Here is an 18383-nt window from a genome sequence, read left to right on the forward strand (position 1 = left end):
ATTGGTCACTATCATTGAAGTTGATGTATCAGTTATCTTTAACAGGACTTACGCAAAGGAACTATTTATAGATTATAATAACTATTGGACAATAGTTGTGAGCGCTATATATAGCGTATCTGCGTAAGTCCTATTTAAATCTGGCTGCATTGGCAGCTTGAGCAGTGTCAACATCACCCCGACCAAAAAACGCAGGTACGGGTTTGGGTTTTTCCAAAGCTCTTTGGGTAGCAGGTCGTTCGTCAATACGGTCAAACCAAGCTTGAAGATTGTTCAGTCCGTCTACAGAAACCTTTGCCCAGTAGTAGGATCTCGCCCAAGGATAGGTCGCAATATCGGCGATCGTAAATTCATCTCCCACCAAGAAGGTTTTACCCTCAAGCTGTTTATCCAATACTTCCAGTAACCTGCGCGACTCCTTTACATATCGCTCGATCGCAAACTCATCTCGATGTCCCTGAGGTTCGGCAATTCTTTGAAAGTACATCGCCTGTCCCATCATTGGTCCGATACCACCCATTTGAAACATTAACCATTGGAGTGTTTGAGAGCGAGCTTTTTCATTCTGAGGGAGAAACTTTTGATATTTTTCCGCCAAATACCAGAGAATTGCACCCGACTCAAAAACAGCAAAATCGTCATTACTCCGGTCTACGATCGTTGGAATACGTCCGTTTGGGTTGAGCTTCATGTACCAATCTGACTTTTGTTCCTTTTTAGAAAAGTCAATATAGGTCATGTCATACTCAACTTCGGCTTCTTCAAGAAAAATTACTGGCTTCCATCCGTTCATAGTAGAAGCTGTATAAAGATGAATATCTGGTTGTTTGGTCACAATATTTTCTCGGTTATTCTAAATTAATAGTGCTGCTACGTGGAAGTCAAAATTCAAAATTCAAAAGTATTGATTTGTAATTGTTTTAGGATTTTGTAACTGGTCAGTTATCAAAATAATATGGGTAGGACGTACGCAGATACGCCATATATAGCGCTCAAAACTGTTGTCCAATAGTTACTAGACTCTATAAATAGTGCCTTTGCGTAAGTCCTGATGGGTATAAAACCACGCCTTTTAAGGCAAAATATTTTTGGAGCAGAGCTCAAACCCCCGTTACAAAAATAACTAGGACTTACGCAGATACGCTATATATAGTACTCATAACTATTGTCCAATAGTTACTGGACTCTATACACAGTGTCTTTGTGTAAGTCCTGATAACTTCTGACTTCTGACTTCTGACTTCTAACTTCGTTATTTCCGCCATCCTGCAATAGTGTTTTTCGAGGATAAATCAAACATTAGCCAGCATTACTGACTATAGATGCTACTTGTTGAGCGTCTGCGTTTCTAAAAGGATTAAAATCGAGAAAAACTTTAGTTAAATGAAGAATGTACCGCTCTTTATCGGACTCAAATTGAGGATTTTTAACAATGTTGTGGCAAGAAAAATGTGGTAACTCCTCTAAACCACAATATTCCTGAGATTTACGCATTGGTAGCAATATTTCTTCTGCCGATCGCCCTTCAAAAAAACTATTTGGATTCTTATTATTGAAGACTTCAACAGGTGCATTCCAGGTAGTAGAGAGCATAAACTTTTTACCTTTCATAAGTCCACCCGAACCATATTCACCACCACTAAAGGCAAAAAACTCACCATAAGCATAAACATTATCTAGGTATCGTTTTAAGGTTGATGGCATCATGAACCAGTAAACTGGGTATTGAAAGATTACTGCGTCAGCTTGTTTGAATTTAGCGATTTCTTCTGGAATTTTGTAGCCATCTTCAACAATAGTAGTCAAAATTTTATAACCATTGCTTAAAGTTTCTACTGCAGTCTCAAAAAGACTTTGATTGTAGCTACCTTTAGCAAATTCGTTAGTTTCTTTGCCTAAAATTAAAAGCAGAGTGTTCATTAGTTGTCTTGATTGATTTGATCTTTGTCACTGCCATAATTGAAAGATACAAAATTAAGTTACTATAGTCAACCAGTATACTTTTAGTAACCAGGTGGGAAATGAGTTCTAAAATTGAAATTGAAACCGACGATCTAGGTCGCAAGCGGGCAATTGAACCTTGTCTTGAACCTTGTCCAATTGAACGCGGAATGAGGCTTATAGGTGGAAAATGGAAAGGATCTATTCTTTGGCATCTCAAGGATAAACCAGTGCGTTTTGGAGATTTAGCTCGTCAACTGGGCGGAGCAAGCAAAAAGATGGTAACTCAAAGGCTAAGAGAGATGGAGAATGATGGTTTGGTTAAGCGTGAGGTAATTAGTACAAGACCTTTTGCTGTAACCTACGAAATTACTGATTTTGGGAAAACAACACTTTCTTTTTTAGAAGAGTTGAAACAATGGGCAGAGAAACAAAATATCTAGGGTTTGTGCTCAAAAGTCTTTTAGTAGGGGTAGGAGACAGGAGGCAGGAGACAACCCACCCCTCGCCCCTCCCTGGAGGGAAAGACAGGAGAAATGGCTTGGGAGCGAGGAGGTAGGAGTAAGAATTGTAAGAATGATTTTTCTACCCAACTATGCGCCTAAAATATTAACTTTTTGAGCATGAAGAGCTGAAAACCATGTACTGCAATTAGACCACAAAAAGGCTAAAACCTTTATCTGTAAAGACTTTTAGATTTAATTAGCAAGCCCTAGTTAATCAGCAAGTCTTAACTATTTATGGGTATATTCTCTATTATTATTTATATAGAATCCGGTTATATAGTATATATTTATAACTATACTTCAAGTCTTCAATCTCCCCTACTCCCCTACTCCCCCCAACTATATAATAAGTGTTCAACCAGATTTGATATTAGAGGTGTAAGGAGTTGATTTTTCATACTCGACATTTCTCTGCCCAACTATTATTTATGGGCAAGTTGGTTAAAAATGCCTCGTACTTGTAGTGGCCAGTTATACTTGAAATGCTTGTTTAATACTGTTAGCTAAATTTAATTTATTTTGTTGTTCATAAAGTTCAATAGCTTGACCATAAGCTGACTCCATTGCCTGTAAGTTTTGAATCTCTCCATGATGATTTTTAATATTTAACAACACCCACCCTAAATTATGATAAGCTTCTGCATAATTTGGATTTATTTTAATTGCTTTTTCTAGGAAGGATTGAGCGAGTAACCATTGTTGTTGACGACCAAGGAAAGTGCCTAAACGATATAGAGCAATTTCATTTTGATGATTATGACTGAAATTTTTATATATTTGAATGGCAGCTTGATAGTTTCCCTGATGTTCATAAGCGATGCCTAAATTTAAAAATATCCAAGATTTAACATCAGTTAAATTGGTAGCTTTTTCTAGAGAAATAATAGCCTCTTGCCATTGATTTTTGCAGCCTAATTTCCAACCTTTGCATCCCCAGACAAAACTACTGTTAGGCAATTTAGTAATAAATTCTTCAATACATTCTTCAATACATTTATCTATATCTGGAGTAGTTTCACCTAGTAATTCTTGGTCTATAGCAAAAATCAAAGAAGGGTATAACCAAGAAAGCAATTTTTGGCGATCTCTACTATTATATTTTTGGGAATTTTTTATTGCTGGACGAATAGTACCGATTGCTTCTATCCACTGTTTTTGATTGACTAAAATCCAACCTTTTAATCCTAATGCAAAAGCAGAATTACTATCTATTTTCAAGGCACAATTGCATACTATTAATGCTTCTTTCCATCTAGATAATTTTGCTAAACTCCAAGCATAGTTAGCCTGTATCCAAGATTCTTCCGGAGATAAATTTACAGCTTTTTCTAACTGTTGAAGTGCCTGCAGCCAATTTTCTTGACGACAACTAATTAATCCCAAAACTCCATAACCTCTACCATCATTGGGATTAATTTTAATAGCTTGATTAGCAGCCAAAATAGCTTGGCGGTCGTCAATATAAACTAATAGCATTGCCAGTTCTACAGCAGCAATACCATTATCGGGTTCTTGTAACAAACATTGTTGATAAGCTGTGACTGCTTCTGGCAAATTTCCTTGTTTTAAAATCTGTCTAGCTTGTCTTAATTGTTGAGAAATAAACTTACCTTTAAGTGCATCAATTAATTCCTCAGCACTTTGAAAACGTTCCTCTATTTCCATCTTCATTCCTGTTAAGATAATTTGTTCTATTTGAGGAGGAATTGATGGTTCTGTTTGGCGTGGATAAATCAAAGTTTCTGAACTTAATCTACCAGGTGATGCTACTGGAACTTTCCCTGTTAAAGCATGATAAATTGAAGCACAAACAGCATATAAATCTGTACTAGGATTGGGTTTACTGAAGTTAGTATATTGTTCTATTGGTGCATATCCAGGCGTCAGCATGGAGGTCATTTTATTAGTGAGACCTGCCAAAAATTCTCTGGCGGAACCAAAATCAATGAGGATAGCTTTATCTAGGGAGTTAATAATAATATTATCTGGTTTAATATCGCGATGTAGGAAGTTATTGGCATGAACCAATTGTAAAGCTTCGGTTATTTGAATAAAATATTTTTTGACAATATTTTCTGGCAGTTTACCTTTTTCTTGCAAAATTTTAGACAGGGGTTTACCTCTGACAAACTCCATTACTAAATAAGCTGTATTGTGAGCTTCAAACCAATTAATGACTCTGACAATATTGGGATGGATACATTTTTGTAAATATTCTGCTTCTATCTTAAATTTTTGGATTTGTTCCTGCTTAATTTTGGCAGTAATAGAGGGAGGCCAAATAATATTTATGCCATGTCTCAGAAATTTATCTGGGCAGAGTTCTTTAATAGCAACATCGGTAAGATTTTCTAAATCAGTTGCTTTGTAAGTAATGCCAAAACCACCCTCACCTAATGTTTTTTCTATTCTATATTTACCTTGCTGGAGTAAAGTGCCACTAGGAAGTTGATATCCTACGGAATTTATATTCGTTAAAGGGGAACCACAAGCGCGACAGGTAATGGCAGTATCAGAATTTTCTGCGCCACAAACTGGGCAGTTTATAGACATTTTTTTATCTTTGATTTTACTGAAGTAAGGAAGGTTTTAACAATTAATAATTAATTATTAATTATTGTTGAAAGTTGATAGGATTGACGCAAAAGGGAAAAGTTTTTTGATACTGAATTTTGCCCCCCGAGCAAGCCAAATTTGGGGGGAACAAGAGTCAATTTGCTTGCTCTAGTCCGCCTTTATTAATCCCCCTCCCGTCCCCCTTTCTAAGGGGGAAGCCAGATGTTGCTTCGCTTTTTGTTAAATGGGGGATGCGCGGGGGCTTGGATATGGCCATTCGCCCCTACTGATTCCTGATTTCTAAATTAAATTAAATAATCAGAAATAATAACCGAATTTTACCTATAGCAATTTCATCTCCTGAGTTTAAAATTTCTGGTTTATTCATCCTGTATCCAAACCTAGTTTTACCTGTAGGTTTAATATAAATACCATGAGTAGAACCCATGTCTTTAATCTGCCATTGATTATTTTCAAAATAGATTTCTGCATGGGTAGAAGAAACTGTTTCATCTCCATAAAATCCATCTAAATCAATTTCTACAGGACCAATATTAGTGTCAAATTTACCAATCAGAGCATTGTTACTATCGATAATAAATTCTGGTACGGGCGAACCTACTTGTTTCGGAATAAGTTTAGCAATTGTTCCAGTAATCAGAGTAGGATTAGCAGAATTTGTAGGTAAAATATTTGCTTTTTCACCAGTTTCTAGAGTTGGAGGTGAGCTAGTTTGAATATTTGTATGAACTGGTGCAGTTACAGGATTATTGTTAATATTTTGATTAATATTTTGATTAATACTTTGATGAAAATTTACTGGTTGTTCATCTGTTTGTAAAACAGTTTGTGTTTCTCCCTCTTGAATACCTTTTTCTGCAGCCTCAAACAAAGTAATTGATGGTTGTATTTCTGAGCCACAAACTTCACAAAATTGATTTTTGTCTGAATTTCTATCGTAGAAACATACATTACAATTAATAGTCATAATCCTCTGTTTTAACTTTTTTTCTGCAACATAATTTTTAACTTGATGTTTTTTTAGAGTAACAATCTTGAACTAACTACCTTCTTCCTTTTTGCTTCTTCATTATTTCTTATATCATGTCTCTTTGAATAACCACTTCGGAAAAATTTAGGGAGTAGGGAGTAGGGAAGCAGGGGAAATTCGTTTGCTCCGCATTCCGCACCGAAAAAATATTCTCTCTCAAAAGAAGAACATTTTTATTATGGCTAATTAATGAGACTTGATATTACTTTAGAGAGTGCTTGTCAAATAAATATTAGCTCGTGTAACACCATCCCACAGCAAGCGGTGCGTGACAGTAAAATCGAGGATTACTCCAGAAGTGGTAAGGGTATTGTCACCTCATAATTAATAATTAATAGTTAATAATTAATAATTAGAAAATTCTGGTTTGAAGCCTCCCCTTTTAAGGGGATAAAATCAAAAATTTTCCTTTTAGTCAATCACCTTCTTTCAAGAAGGGGTAATTATTAATTATTCATTGTTCATTGTTCATTGCTGAAACACCCTACTTAATCTACCTTCTTCCTTCTTCCTTCTTGATCCTTCCTTCTTTCTTACTTTAAGAAAAATCTAGGGGAGGTAAGGCACCTATTTGTGGTTCTACATCAGATAAATCTGGATAAATAAGTTGGGGAATTTCTTGATTTCCTGATTCTTTGAGACTGTTAATATTCCGATGATTAATTTGAGGTAAATCTAGAACAACATTACTATCTCTATATCCTTCTTTGATATCTTGAATCCATGTTTTGATAATTATTTGTAAGTACATATCATTAATATGACAGCTACCTTGACTTTGTAGTTCATTTCTAATTTTATTGCAGACTATTGGGGTAAAAAAACTGGCAGGCTGATTTTCATAATATTCTTCTAAGTCTAGAATATATCTAGATATTTGATTAGTATTTTTGTTTGTGAGAGTCAAAGAATATTCTACCATAATAATTCTAACTAATTCGTAAGCATTTCCTACGGAATGCTTATAGCTGAATGCTTACACTAATTTAGACTAACTGTATCTATATTCCATTTTTTATCTGTAGAATTCCAAACTAAAAATAACTCCAGAGATTGAGCAATACTTTCTCCCGATTTTTTTGTATATTTTACCAGAGCATTTACTGTAGCAGTGTCTGTACTTGTGCTGACCTGCTTAATATCTTGAATAGCAATATTACTAATTCCTGTCCACCAATCATAATAGGAATTATAACCATCTGGATGTAGTTGTTGATTATCTTGAAAACTTGTTGATAGTTGATTCCAAGCTTGCTCATATTTACCTTGATTAAGATTAGAATAATAATTTTTTACTGCTGCTTCACTAGAGGTTTTAGAAGTAGATTCTTGAGGTGTCGTTTCTGATTTTGGCGTTGATGAAGTTTCGTCTATATTAACTGTAGAAGGTTCTGGTGTCGCTAAATCTCCTAAACTCATTTCTAGCTTGAATTCTGTAGATTTACTAGGACTTGAAACTTGCACAATATATTCTCCTGTTAGAGGTAGATCGATAGACATTTGTTCTCCAGAAATTGGTGAATCCCTCTGTTCAGCGATGATTAATTCTCGACGCTGTAATAGTTTAGTATCTGGGGCAAATATCCAAATACAAACATTACTGGTAATTCTATAGTTAAAATCTTTACCTGTTCGGGCATAAAATTTATAGCCAAGCTGTTTTTCAGAGTTAACAGTATCGGATATAGCGATAATATTTTCAGTTAAAGATAAAGATTTAGTGTCTGTTTTATCCAGACGAATTATTGGTTTTTGTGGGCATTCTACAAAGGTAGGAGTGGGTGATGTGGTAGGCAAGTTTAATTGATTTTCAGTAGTAGATAAGTCACTGCATCCACAGACGATTATAACCGTCAAATATAGTATTGATTTTTTCATATAATTTTTTGGGCATAGATTGGTAAAAAATTCAGATTTGCTGTTTTGATTTAATAGGCTTAATTAGCAGTACATGATTAATTTTGATTGGCTTACTTTATCTCAGTTAAAACATAAATTATCTAACTATTTTAGCTTTAGTTCTGCTAGATTAATTGAAACATAAATCTGGTAGATTGTAATAATTTTTGTTACCAGACACGGTAGTGGGAGCATCTTGCTCCCATGGAGCGCCGTTGTTAATCTACATATCCGGACTTACGCACGAAGCACGAAAAAGTAGCGTTTGAGATTGCTTCCCTATGGGTCGCAATGACGGAAATACCTTGTACTGCGTAATATCATGTCCGGTAGCATCGGTATTGTAAGCGTGAAGGTAAGGAAGACCGAAGTTGGAAGAAGGAAGAAGCTTTAAGAGAAGGAAAAACCTTATATGTATGGCGCTAGATATTTCCCCAACTTTATACACGCTCCAATACCAACGGACATGATATAAGTCCTATAAAATTGGTTGGCATTTGTAGACACGGGTAGTCCTGCTCGCGTAATGCTAAATGCTAGTGCCACTACGCGGAAGTCAAAATTCAAAATTCAAAAGTATTGACTGGTAAGGCTTTTAGGATTTTGTAACTGGTTAGTTATTTCTGCCATCCTGCACTAGATGGGGATGAACAACGCCACTTTATAGGAGCAAAATACGAGTAAGGAAGCAAGATGCTCCCACTGTTTTTGTCCTTGACCAAAATAATTACAATAGACCACCATGACAATGCACCAGCATCTAGACAAGTCACTTGTCGAAGACTATCTCCATCCACTTTTCCCTTTTTCTTTCTTCCTTCTGCTATAAGATATAGCAGTAGCCATTACTATATTTGATTTATGGAATAGCTCAAACAACGGAATCATAACTTACGCAGAGACTCTACATATAGTGCGAATGCCATTCGCCCCTACAGGTCAACTTGTGTAAGTCCTGGGAATATTAATAATGAATCTTCTATCCTAGATAATTAAAACCTTCTTCCTCCTTCTTGCTTCTTCCTTATTTGACTTATGGAATATCTAAAACAACGGAATGTCAATAATCAACCTTCTTCCTTCTTCCCTCTTCCTTCTTCCTTCAACTATGTATCAAAACTTCAGAAATATGGGTTTAGATTAATTCTGGCACTGTGCATCTGTTTACTATCAATATTTCTATTTTCTCCCGTCCTAGCAGAAGATGCAACAAACGTAAAAGCTCCGGTAGTATTAGATGGTCGAGAGCTTATAGAAGTTGGCCCTTTGGAAAAAGTGACTGCCCAAGAGAGAGCCGCATTAATCACATCAACTCTAAAATCAGCCTTAGCTGAGAGTATTCAACGAGGAACACCACCACAGATAAAAGTAGTTCGCTCTAATCAAGAAGTGGTATTAAACATCGATAGTCGCCCCTTAGTGCAGGTGACAGAAGCGGATGTCCTCAACTTCATGTACTCAGAAATTCAAGTGCAAATGTGGCAGGAAAAACTCCAGCAGGGTTTAAATCAAAGTTGGCAGGAACGCACCCCTGCTTATACCCGTTGGGCAGTCAAAAAGCTGATAATTGCCTTTCTGATTACTCTATTACTTCAGGGGGGACTCGTATTACTATTTCGTTACATTCAACGCCAGAAACTACAAAATCCTCACAGACGCTGGCACTCCTTACAACTATTAGGTTTAAGATTATTACAAGTGGGAGTATGGGCAACATTTATCAAGTATGGTATTCAACTATTTCCCATAACTAGAGCTTGGTTTTATGAAGCTGTCAAACTTCTAGACACTACATTTAATTCTAGAATGTTTAAACTGGGAGAAGAAAGCATTTCCCTTAGCCAAATATTAGCGATCGCTCTAACCATAGTCGCACTTTGGGTAGTGGTAAGTTGGTTTGTGAGTATCCTCAAATCTCGCTTCCTACCCCTCACAGAAGCTGAACGCAGTCACCAAGACACAATTGCATTTTTTGTCCAATACGGACTGCTTTCTATCGGAGCGGTCTTAATTCTCAATGCTGGAGGGGTAGACTTTCAGTCTCTAGCTATTTTGCTTGGAGCGCTCGGAGTAGGAATTGGTTTTGGATTACAAAATATTGTCAAAGACTTTATCTGTGGGTTAATTTTAATTGTTGCTCGTCCGGTCAAAGTTGGAGAATTAGTTCAAGTAGGAGAATTTCAAGGCTTAGTCCAACGCATCGGTGCCAGAACTACTGACATTTCTAATATCGAACGCTACATTATTACCATTCCCAACTCTCGGTTTATTGAAGGGGAAGTCCTCAACTGGAACCGTAGTGGTATAACTAGGGTGAAAGCTTATGTGAAAGTTCCTTATGGAACAGATATTGATTTTGTCTACAAAGTTTTGCTTGCTTCAGCTCAAGTAGAACATCCAGATATTCTCCGTCATCCACCTCCCAAAGTGAAATTTCGGGAATATGCAGAGGATGGGTTACAGTTTCGGGTAGTGGCTTTTATCCGCGATCCTCTCAAGCAACCGAAGGTGAGAACCCACCTCTATAACCAGATAGAAAGATATTTGCGAAAGTATGGGGTAGAAGTACCTCGCCCTCAACAAGACTTACATCTGACAGACCTCGATCCAGAAATTTACGCTTGGGTGCGGTCACAAACTCCTGTAGAATATCGACTTCAAACTCAAGAAACTCCACTCATCGAACCACCTGCTATCAAAGAAGAGTACGACTGGGAGGCGATCGCCACTGCCATGCGTGGAGCTAACGGAGTTTCTATCAAAGACCGCAAATTTCAATTTAAGAAATTTCAAAATGTCTTTTTTGGGTCGGATGCGGTAGAGTGGTTAATGATTCACGAACGAGCTACTCGGGAAGAAGCTATTTTAATGGGTCAATTAATGTTAGAAAAGGGCATAATTCATCATGTTTTAGACGAACATAATTTTAAAGATGAGCCTTTGTTTTATCGCTTTTATGACGATGAAATTGAAAGTAATCTTAGCACTAATTCTCAGATGAAAGAGAATAGTCAACGGGAAACCGATCCAGATGCTAGAGCAATTGATTTAGCACAAAATAATTCTGATGAATAGCACAATTGTAGGCACGGGTTTAGCCGAAAACCTTGATATTTCCTATGTAGGGTTTGGGTATGGAAAGTCTTTTTGCTCTTTCTAGGAGACAGGATACAGAATAAATGGGAATGAGCGAGGAGGTAAAATTCAACAATGAATAATGAATAATGAATAATGAATAATTACCTCTCCTTGAAAAGAAGAGGATTGACTAATAATGAAAAATTTTCTTCTCTTGGTCGATTGGATATGGCTCCGAGACCTCGCCATCCCATCCTAACGGACTGCTCCGCAAACGACCGCTTATTATCCCCTTAAAAGGGGAGGCTTTAAACCACAATTTTTCGGTAAGAATTGTAAGAATGATTTTTCTGCCCAACTATGCGCCTAAAATACTAACTTTTTGAGCGTTTTAGACGTGATACCATGCACTTTTTAAAGGCCCCAAAAAGGCACTTGTCTTTATAGATCAATGCTTTTAGATTTAATCAGCAAGCCCTATGTAGTCCTAAAAACCTGCCCTCTAAATAGGGTTTGCTGAAAAAGTCTTTTTAAGGAGTAGGGGAGTAGGGGAGTAGGGGAGAAGTAAAGATCAGAATAATTAACAATAACTAGCGTGCTAATTATCAAAAAAGTTATTCAGTCTCTGTTAATTATAGCAATTTGAAAAAAGAATTTTATATCATGTCCGCTGGTATCGTTTGTGTAAACCCAAAGGTGAATATCTACAGGAAATTTAAGTTTTTTTCTTGCTCTTAAGTATTCCTGACTGTTCCCTGTTCCCAGCTCCGATGTTCTCTATCCTTGCTATACAATACCGATGCTACCGGACATGATATTACGAATAGTTTAGTCAACTAAAGTAGTTTAAGTCAGATACAAATTTACGCTTAATAGATTTTTTCATGGCAAAAAATGATAATAAAAGCTACTTATACTGACTACTGACTATTGATTATTGACTACTATAAATAGTCTAAATTTTTGTAGCAAAAATTTATAAAATTGGTATTACTTAATAATTTAATTACAACTGAAGTATAGCATTCTTTTTTCAAATTGGCATTAGGAGAAACGAGGAATTAATTAGGAGATAGTCGGAACAATTTTCAGAGGAATTGTTATGCTATAATTCTGCCTTTTATGCTGATTTTTTGAACGTTTTCAACGTGAGACCAGGCATTTTTCTACTCTTTAAAGGCACTTGCCTTTATCTGTAAATGCTTTGAGATTTGATCTGTAAACCCTAAATAATTTCTTTAAGTTTTTGTACTATATTTTTAACTACTTGTTTCTTTCGATTCATTTGTTTGACTTTTTCATAAGTTTTATTGAATGTTTGAATACAGAGATTCAACCGTTGATTAAATTCATCTATACTCATTTTTTCTACATATTCAAATAATTCATTGCTATCTCTAAACTCGGTATAGTCTAAAAAACTATTTTTTTCAAAATCTTCATAAATCGTGCTATTTTTTCCCCCATAATAAATAGGAAGACAGCCACTGATGATAGCATCCCAGATTTTTTCTGTACAGTAGTAGTCAGCAATAGTATTTTCAAAACAGAGATTAAAATGATATTTTTGCAATATCTCTATTTTTCTTTCTTGCCATCTTCCTGAACGAGAATTTTCTATAACAATATTTTCTTGCCATCCTTTGCCATAAATATCAATTTTATCTAACTGATAACCCTGTAAAGCAATTTTTTTTCTTAACTCATATAAATCTAATTCCCGTCCATTACAAATCAAGGATGTATTCCAATTACAATTTTTGATTAAAGCTGCAATCTTTTTATGTTTTTCCCTACCAAACTTTTCAACTTGATAATCTGGTATTTTACATATATTTTCTCGCCAAAAAAAGTAATAATTATTCAAATAAATATCCCCCGTGTAAATGTTCATTATATGTACATCTACTCCTTTCCAGGATACTTTGTGATTAAAATGAGTATCAAACCTTGGTTCGTGAGTCCAAACTAGGTATTTTTTAGACGAACCATACTGAAGAATCAAAGGTTTTAATTTTTGAAAAAATCTAGCTACAAATACATCACAATCTTCTGCTTGATCGCTAAACACAATTTCATCGCCAGCAAATTTTTCAACTTGCCGAATAAAAGGAGTATACTCCATATTATCTACTTTAAAAATTTCGATCATTTCTCTTTTTTTTACCTGCAATTTTAATCTGGACGCGCTAGTATGGTGAGCAAATATTGAGTTATATAGAATCCGGTTGAATAGCGTGCAAAAAAACTATCCTGTCTATACAGGGCAAATCTTTCCCTACTCCCTATTACCGAAAAATTGTGGTTTAAAGCCTCCCCTTTTAAGGGGATAATACAGCAGTTTTCATTTGGGTAAACCACAGTAGGGGCGAATGGCATTTGCTAACGCAAAGCTCCGAATGGCGCCCTTACAGGGTTTTGGTTGTAGCGATGTGGTTTATCAATCTGAAAAGCGCTGTAAATAAAAATTTTCATGATTAGTCAATCCTCTTCTTTTCAAGAAGAGGTAATTATTAATTATTAATTATTCATTATTCATTATTCATTATTGAACTACTCTCTCTTTCTCATAAAAATCCTTTTATATTCTGAACTCCTGACTCCTGAGGACTCCGTCGCTATTTATATGCTAAAGTAAGCTATGTCTATCAACCGTATAGCTTGCAGGATTAATCAAACAACCAATGGCAACTGAAACTATCGTTTTATTATCAAAAAGAGAAATAGAAAAAATGCGTCGGGCAGGACGCTTGGCAGCAGAACTACTACATCATCTTGAACCTTTTGTCAAGCCTGGGGTAAGCACTCTGGAATTAGATGAAGAAGCAGAACGTTGGACGCAAGCTCATGGCGCTCGTAGCGCTCCCCTTGGTTATCATGGTTTTCCTAAGTCTATCTGTACAAGTATTAATGAGGTAGTTTGTCACGGTATTCCTAACAAAAAACAAATTTTAAAAGAGGGAGATATTATTAACATTGATGTGACTCCAATTCTTGATGGTTATCATGGGGATACTTCTAAAACTTTTTTCGTAGGTGAACCTTCTCCATTGGCTAAAAAATTAGTTGAAGTTACAGAAAAATCTATGTATTTAGGCATTGCTGAAGTTAAACCTGGAAATAAAATTGGGGATATTGGAGCTGCTATTCAAGAATATGCTGAAGCAGAAGGTTTTTCTGTAGTTAGAGATTTTGTTGGTCATGGTGTGAGTAATATTTTCCACACTGCACCACAAATTCCTCATTATGGTACTAGAGGAAAAGGGACAAAGTTGCGGACTGGAATGGTATTTACTATTGAACCTATGATTAATGAAGGTACCTGGGAAGCAAAGGTACTTAAGGATGGTTGGACTGCTATTACTAAGGATGGTAAATTATCTGCACAATTTGAGCATACTGTTGCTGTTACTGAAACAGGGGTAGAAATATTAACTCAATATGAAGGCTAAGTTCAACAATTAATAATTAATAATTAATAATTAATAATTAATAATTAATTATTACCTCTCCTTGAAAATGAAGAGGATTGACTAATTATGAAAATTTTTTCTTGTTTCTCCACAGCGAGTGAGAGGCTTTAAACCTTAATTATTCGGTAAATAAGAATTATTATACCATTTTGAAAAAAAAATGTTACGCATAATAAGTATGAGAAAAAGACAAATGTAGGAGGTCTCCCTTTGACAAAAAATAGAATTTATTAGCTCAAAATTGGTATTGAAACTATTCCCATACGACTTCTGAGGACTGAGGACTGACTCCTAAGAAATAGCCTAACTATTTGTAGCAAACATTTATCAAATTGGTATTAGACCTCTGGTTAAAAAGACATAGACTTTTTGCACACATTAGGGAACAGGGAAAAGGGAACAAGGAATAGATTTTCACGGCCAAAGATTACGAAAAATAATTTTTCAGTGACTTTTACAACTCTAGCTTATCTTAAATAAAGAGCAAGTTTATTTTCTGGAGATGTCTATGAGATAAAAATTTTTCTGAACGGTTAATAACAGTTGAAGAATATTTTAGGCGTTTCCTGCGGACTGCTGCGCAAACAGCTATTAGCGGTCAATTTTGCTAATTTTTTTAATGAATGTGCTTATTTCTTAAACTTCTATACCCAGTCAAGTAAATTAGTAATCCTAAAATTTTAAAAGCGCTTAAATGTGAGTAAGTAAAAGATAATATTCAAGCATCTTACTTGACCAAGAGAAAAGAAAATTAAGTATTTCAAGCCTCCTGCTTTCCTAGGTCATGCTGCGCAAACAGTCGGAGGTACTGTTAACTATTAACTGATAACTGAAATGACCATAAACTAATGGCTGAATGCTTAAAATAATAGTTTTCATCGCCCTCATACTGTAGGTGGAAAATCTGATAATTGGTTTATTTCAGAAAGAATAATTTCTGGTTTATCTCTATACATATGTAGTTGCCCAGTAATATAAACATATCCTCTACCTAAACCAAAGTAACGATTTTTTAATAGTTGTAATAAAGGCTTCATTTCTTCAGTATTAGTATTTGGAATCCATAATTTTAAACGGTGGTCTTTAGTTCCATCATAAATTAAAGCACCATTATCTAACCACTTAGAAACTCCTCCTTGTAAATCATAGAAAACTGTTACATATTCTTCCGCTCTTGCTGCTGCTAAAATCTTGGGAAAATCTAATCTCACTTCTAGAACTCCAGAAGCTATTCCATAGGTACGATAATTATCTACAATAGAAGCTCTTAATGACCACCAAGGTACTAGCAAATTATAATTTCTTTTACGTTTACCTCGATTTACTTGAGGGTTCCAAACACCAAGATTATTAGCTTGAGCTTCTATTTCTGCAGCTATCATTTCTTGATGATAAAGTCTAGAATTTCCATATTTAATAAAATAAGGACTCCAGCCTTCTCTAATTAGTTTAATATTAAAATTTTCTCCATTTTTTTTTACATAAGCTATTAAGCGACCTTGATGGTCGCGATATTTTTCTAAACAATTTTCTACAGGGTCGTCTGTATCAAATTCAAGATCGACTTGGGCAAGTTCACCGTCAGGTAATATGAAATATTTTATTGCCATTTCTGATGCAGCTTTACCCATGTCTGTAACTGGTTTGGAATATTCAGAATAGCTTTCTTCAGCATCAACATAATCCATTCTGATAAATTCTCGTTTATCATTTAATAAAACTTTGATTGTGTCACCATCAACTACTTTTGTAACTTGAAGATTTTGAATTGTTGTGCCTTTTTTTTTATTAGTTAAAATTTGAGATTTCATCATCAGCGATCGATATTATTTTTTTGATTAACTAAAATAACATAAAATTGTACATTGAATCTGTAAAAAAGTAAATGTATAAGTTGATATTGATAGAAATAAGGAAGAAGGAAGAAGGAAGAAGGAAGAGGGAGGAGGGAGGAAGGAAGAGGGAAGAAGGAAAAAATATTGAAAAAGAAATACAAATGATCAATATAGCTGTCTAAAATGAATTTGATCAACTCTTTTTCAGGATATATTTCGAGACGCTTAACTTATGCTATAATTTTTCAGCAGTTACCAATAATAAATATCTAGAATAAATTTATTAAGTAAAAGTAAGATAAAAGATAAAAATGAGGAAGGCAGGAATGATTTTAAGCTTGTTATACAATCACATAAATCTCTGCCTTAGTCTACCAAAATTAAATAACTAATTGCTGTCCTCAAATACATTTTAGAGCTATTTTATAGACTCAAAGCTCTCCTGCACCAATACGATTTCGTAAATTAATTAATTGTTCAATAGTTGTTTGAATAGAATGAAGAGCTGTGGCATCTTCTGATGCTTGCTTTGCTATATCTAATAAATAAATTGCTTCTGACAGCTGACAATAAACTTCTTTGTTTCTAGTATTGATTTGGCTGAAGTTGAGATGATGCATAATTCAATACCCCTAATGGTCTACAATTTCATCATCTCCTAACTCCTGAAAAACCACATCCTTCAGCTGGTTCATCCTATTGGGTGATTATTATTTTGGATTAATATTCAATATCGATCTACAGATAGCTATACTAAAATATTTGATATTTTCTTAACCTTGCCAATAGTCGTTAGGATCGAGAATGTTAACAGAAATACATCATTGGAGAAAAATAAATGGATCTAGTCAAACTCCAAAATTCATTGGACAATATCTCGTTTGCCATCTTGTTTGCCACAATGCTAATTTATTGGGTTGGTGCCACTTTTCCTAGTATCCCCTATCTCTCGGTCTTGGGTTCTACCGGAATGGCGGTCTCTAATCTTTGCATTGCAACGCTATTGGGGGCACGTTGGCTAGAAGCTGGCTATTTCCCCATTAGCAACTTGTATGAATCTCTATTTTTCCTGGCTTGGGGACTTACTACTATTCACCTCATAGCTGAAAATATGAGTGGAAGTCGCCTGGTGGGAGTTTTTACATCTCCCTTGGCAATGGGTATTACTGCTTTTGCTGCCTTAACTTTGCCCTCGGGTATGCAGTTATCAGAACCTCTTGTGCCTGCTCTAAAATCTAATTGGTTGATGATGCACGTCAGTGTCATGATGTTAAGTTATGCAACTTTGATGGTGGGGTCTTTACTGGCGATCGCTTTTCTTATTGTTACCAGTGGCCAAAAAGTAGAACTTAGTGGCAGTTCCTTTGGCACTCGTTCTGGAAGAAATAATTATTCTGTGAAGCTCTCAAAAAATTTGCAACTTCAAACAGAGGGAGCTAGTCTGAACGAAATTGAGGAAAACTATCAATCTTCTCCTCTATCTATAACAAATGGCCACAGTCAAACTGCCGTCTTAGAAATGGCCAGACCTACTCAAGCAGTGGAGACAGAAGTAACTCTTTCTCCTCAACGTTTGAGTATTGCTCAAACTTTAGATAACATTAGTTATCGTATTATTGGCTTAGGATTTCCTTTGCTGACTATTGGGATTATTGCTGGAGCAGTTTGGGCTAATGAAGCTTGGGGTTCCTATTGGAGTTGGGACCCGAAGGAAACTTGGGCCTTAATTACTTGGTTGGTATTTGCTGCCTATCTCCACGCCCGTATTACTAAAGGATGGCAAGGACGACGACCTGCTATTTTGGCTGCTACTGGATTTTTTGTAGTCTGGGTATGTTATTTAGGGGTCAATCTTTTGGGTAAAGGTTTACACTCCTATGGATGGTTTTTTTAGTTAAGTTTTAATGGCGTACAACATGAATTTTAAAAAAGCGGTCAGCAGTCAGCAGTAAACGTTTAGAAGGGGACTTTTACCCCTCCGCGCACCTTCCGGTTTATATAAACCGGGGGTTTAAACCAGAGCTACTAAAAGCTGTTAACGCAT

At 35.6% G+C, this 18383-nt stretch carries 14 protein-coding genes; 5 read left to right on the plus strand and 9 right to left on the minus strand.

Annotated features, from left to right (window positions below):
* Positions 1-130: 130 nt before the first annotated feature.
* Both F6K15_RS06790 and F6K15_RS06795 read right to left on the minus strand, forming a co-directional pair.
* Entirely contained in the window at positions 131-835 is a 705-nt protein-coding gene (locus F6K15_RS06790) for a glutathione S-transferase family protein (RefSeq protein ID WP_293058730.1), read from the minus strand.
* Between the two features lie 464 nt (positions 836-1299).
* Positions 1300-1920 (minus strand): NAD(P)H-dependent oxidoreductase, encoded by a 621-nt coding sequence (locus F6K15_RS06795; protein WP_293058733.1) that lies wholly within the window; start codon positions 1918-1920, stop codon positions 1300-1302.
* 101 nt (positions 1921-2021) lie between these two features.
* Between F6K15_RS06795 and F6K15_RS06800 the strand changes: the two genes are divergently transcribed.
* Complete coding sequence (locus F6K15_RS06800) at positions 2022-2384, plus strand: helix-turn-helix domain-containing protein (RefSeq protein WP_293058736.1); 363 nt, start codon at positions 2022-2024, stop codon at positions 2382-2384.
* Between the two features lie 534 nt (positions 2385-2918).
* Here F6K15_RS06800 and F6K15_RS06805 read toward each other — a convergent pair.
* The 4 genes from F6K15_RS06805 to F6K15_RS06820 all read right to left on the minus strand — a co-directional run bounded on the left by F6K15_RS06805 (position 2919) and on the right by F6K15_RS06820 (position 7932).
* Positions 2919-5000, minus strand: coding sequence for a tetratricopeptide repeat protein (locus tag F6K15_RS06805; RefSeq protein ID WP_293058739.1), 2082 nt, complete (start codon positions 4998-5000; stop codon positions 2919-2921).
* A 313-nt stretch (positions 5001-5313) separates the two neighbouring features.
* A complete protein-coding gene (locus F6K15_RS06810) occupies positions 5314-5991 on the minus strand; it encodes an FHA domain-containing protein (RefSeq protein ID WP_293058741.1) in 678 nt (225 codons plus the stop codon).
* Positions 5992-6592: 601 nt separating this feature from the next.
* Positions 6593-6976 carry a hypothetical protein gene (locus tag F6K15_RS06815; RefSeq protein ID WP_293058744.1) on the minus strand — a complete coding sequence of 128 codons (384 nt, stop codon included), beginning with the start codon at positions 6974-6976 and terminating at the stop codon, positions 6593-6595.
* 59 nt (positions 6977-7035) lie between these two features.
* Positions 7036-7932, minus strand: coding sequence for a hypothetical protein (locus F6K15_RS06820; RefSeq protein ID WP_293058746.1), 897 nt, complete (start codon positions 7930-7932; stop codon positions 7036-7038).
* Between the two features lie 1056 nt (positions 7933-8988).
* Here F6K15_RS06820 and F6K15_RS06825 point away from each other — a divergent pair.
* Entirely contained in the window at positions 8989-11028 is a 2040-nt protein-coding gene (locus F6K15_RS06825; RefSeq protein WP_293058748.1) for a mechanosensitive ion channel domain-containing protein, read from the plus strand.
* 1228 nt (positions 11029-12256) lie between these two features.
* Here F6K15_RS06825 and F6K15_RS06830 read toward each other — a convergent pair.
* On the minus strand, positions 12257-13183 hold the full coding sequence (locus F6K15_RS06830) for a glycosyltransferase family 10 domain-containing protein (RefSeq protein WP_293058751.1): 927 nt from the start codon (positions 13181-13183) through the stop codon (positions 12257-12259).
* A gap of 532 nt (positions 13184-13715) precedes the next feature.
* Here F6K15_RS06830 and map point away from each other — a divergent pair.
* Positions 13716-14483 carry a type I methionyl aminopeptidase gene (gene map, locus F6K15_RS06835; RefSeq protein WP_293058754.1) on the plus strand — a complete coding sequence of 256 codons (768 nt, stop codon included), beginning with the start codon at positions 13716-13718 and terminating at the stop codon, positions 14481-14483.
* Between the two features lie 905 nt (positions 14484-15388).
* Here map and F6K15_RS06840 read toward each other — a convergent pair.
* The gene (locus F6K15_RS06840) at positions 15389-16318 is read right to left on the minus strand and encodes a thermonuclease family protein (RefSeq protein WP_293058757.1); all 930 of its coding nucleotides are present in this window, start codon (positions 16316-16318) and stop codon (positions 15389-15391) included.
* A gap of 71 nt (positions 16319-16389) precedes the next feature.
* On the opposite strand from F6K15_RS06840, the gene F6K15_RS06845 reads away from it, so the two are divergent.
* On the plus strand, positions 16390-16521 hold the full coding sequence (locus F6K15_RS06845) for a hypothetical protein (RefSeq protein ID WP_293058759.1): 132 nt from the start codon (positions 16390-16392) through the stop codon (positions 16519-16521).
* Between the two features lie 249 nt (positions 16522-16770).
* Here the strand turns inward: F6K15_RS06845 and F6K15_RS06850 are convergent, their stop codons facing one another.
* A complete protein-coding gene (locus F6K15_RS06850) occupies positions 16771-16959 on the minus strand; it encodes a hypothetical protein (protein WP_293058762.1) in 189 nt (62 codons plus the stop codon).
* 218 nt (positions 16960-17177) lie between these two features.
* Between F6K15_RS06850 and ccsB the strand changes: the two genes are divergently transcribed.
* Positions 17178-18233: a c-type cytochrome biogenesis protein CcsB gene (ccsB, locus tag F6K15_RS06855; RefSeq protein ID WP_293058764.1), complete on the plus strand. Its 1056-nt coding sequence runs from the start codon at positions 17178-17180 to the stop codon at positions 18231-18233.
* Positions 18234-18383: the final 150 nt, after the last annotated feature.

This window comes from Okeania sp. SIO2B3 (assembly GCF_010672525.1).
GTDB lineage: Bacteria > Cyanobacteriota > Cyanobacteriia > Cyanobacteriales > Microcoleaceae > Okeania.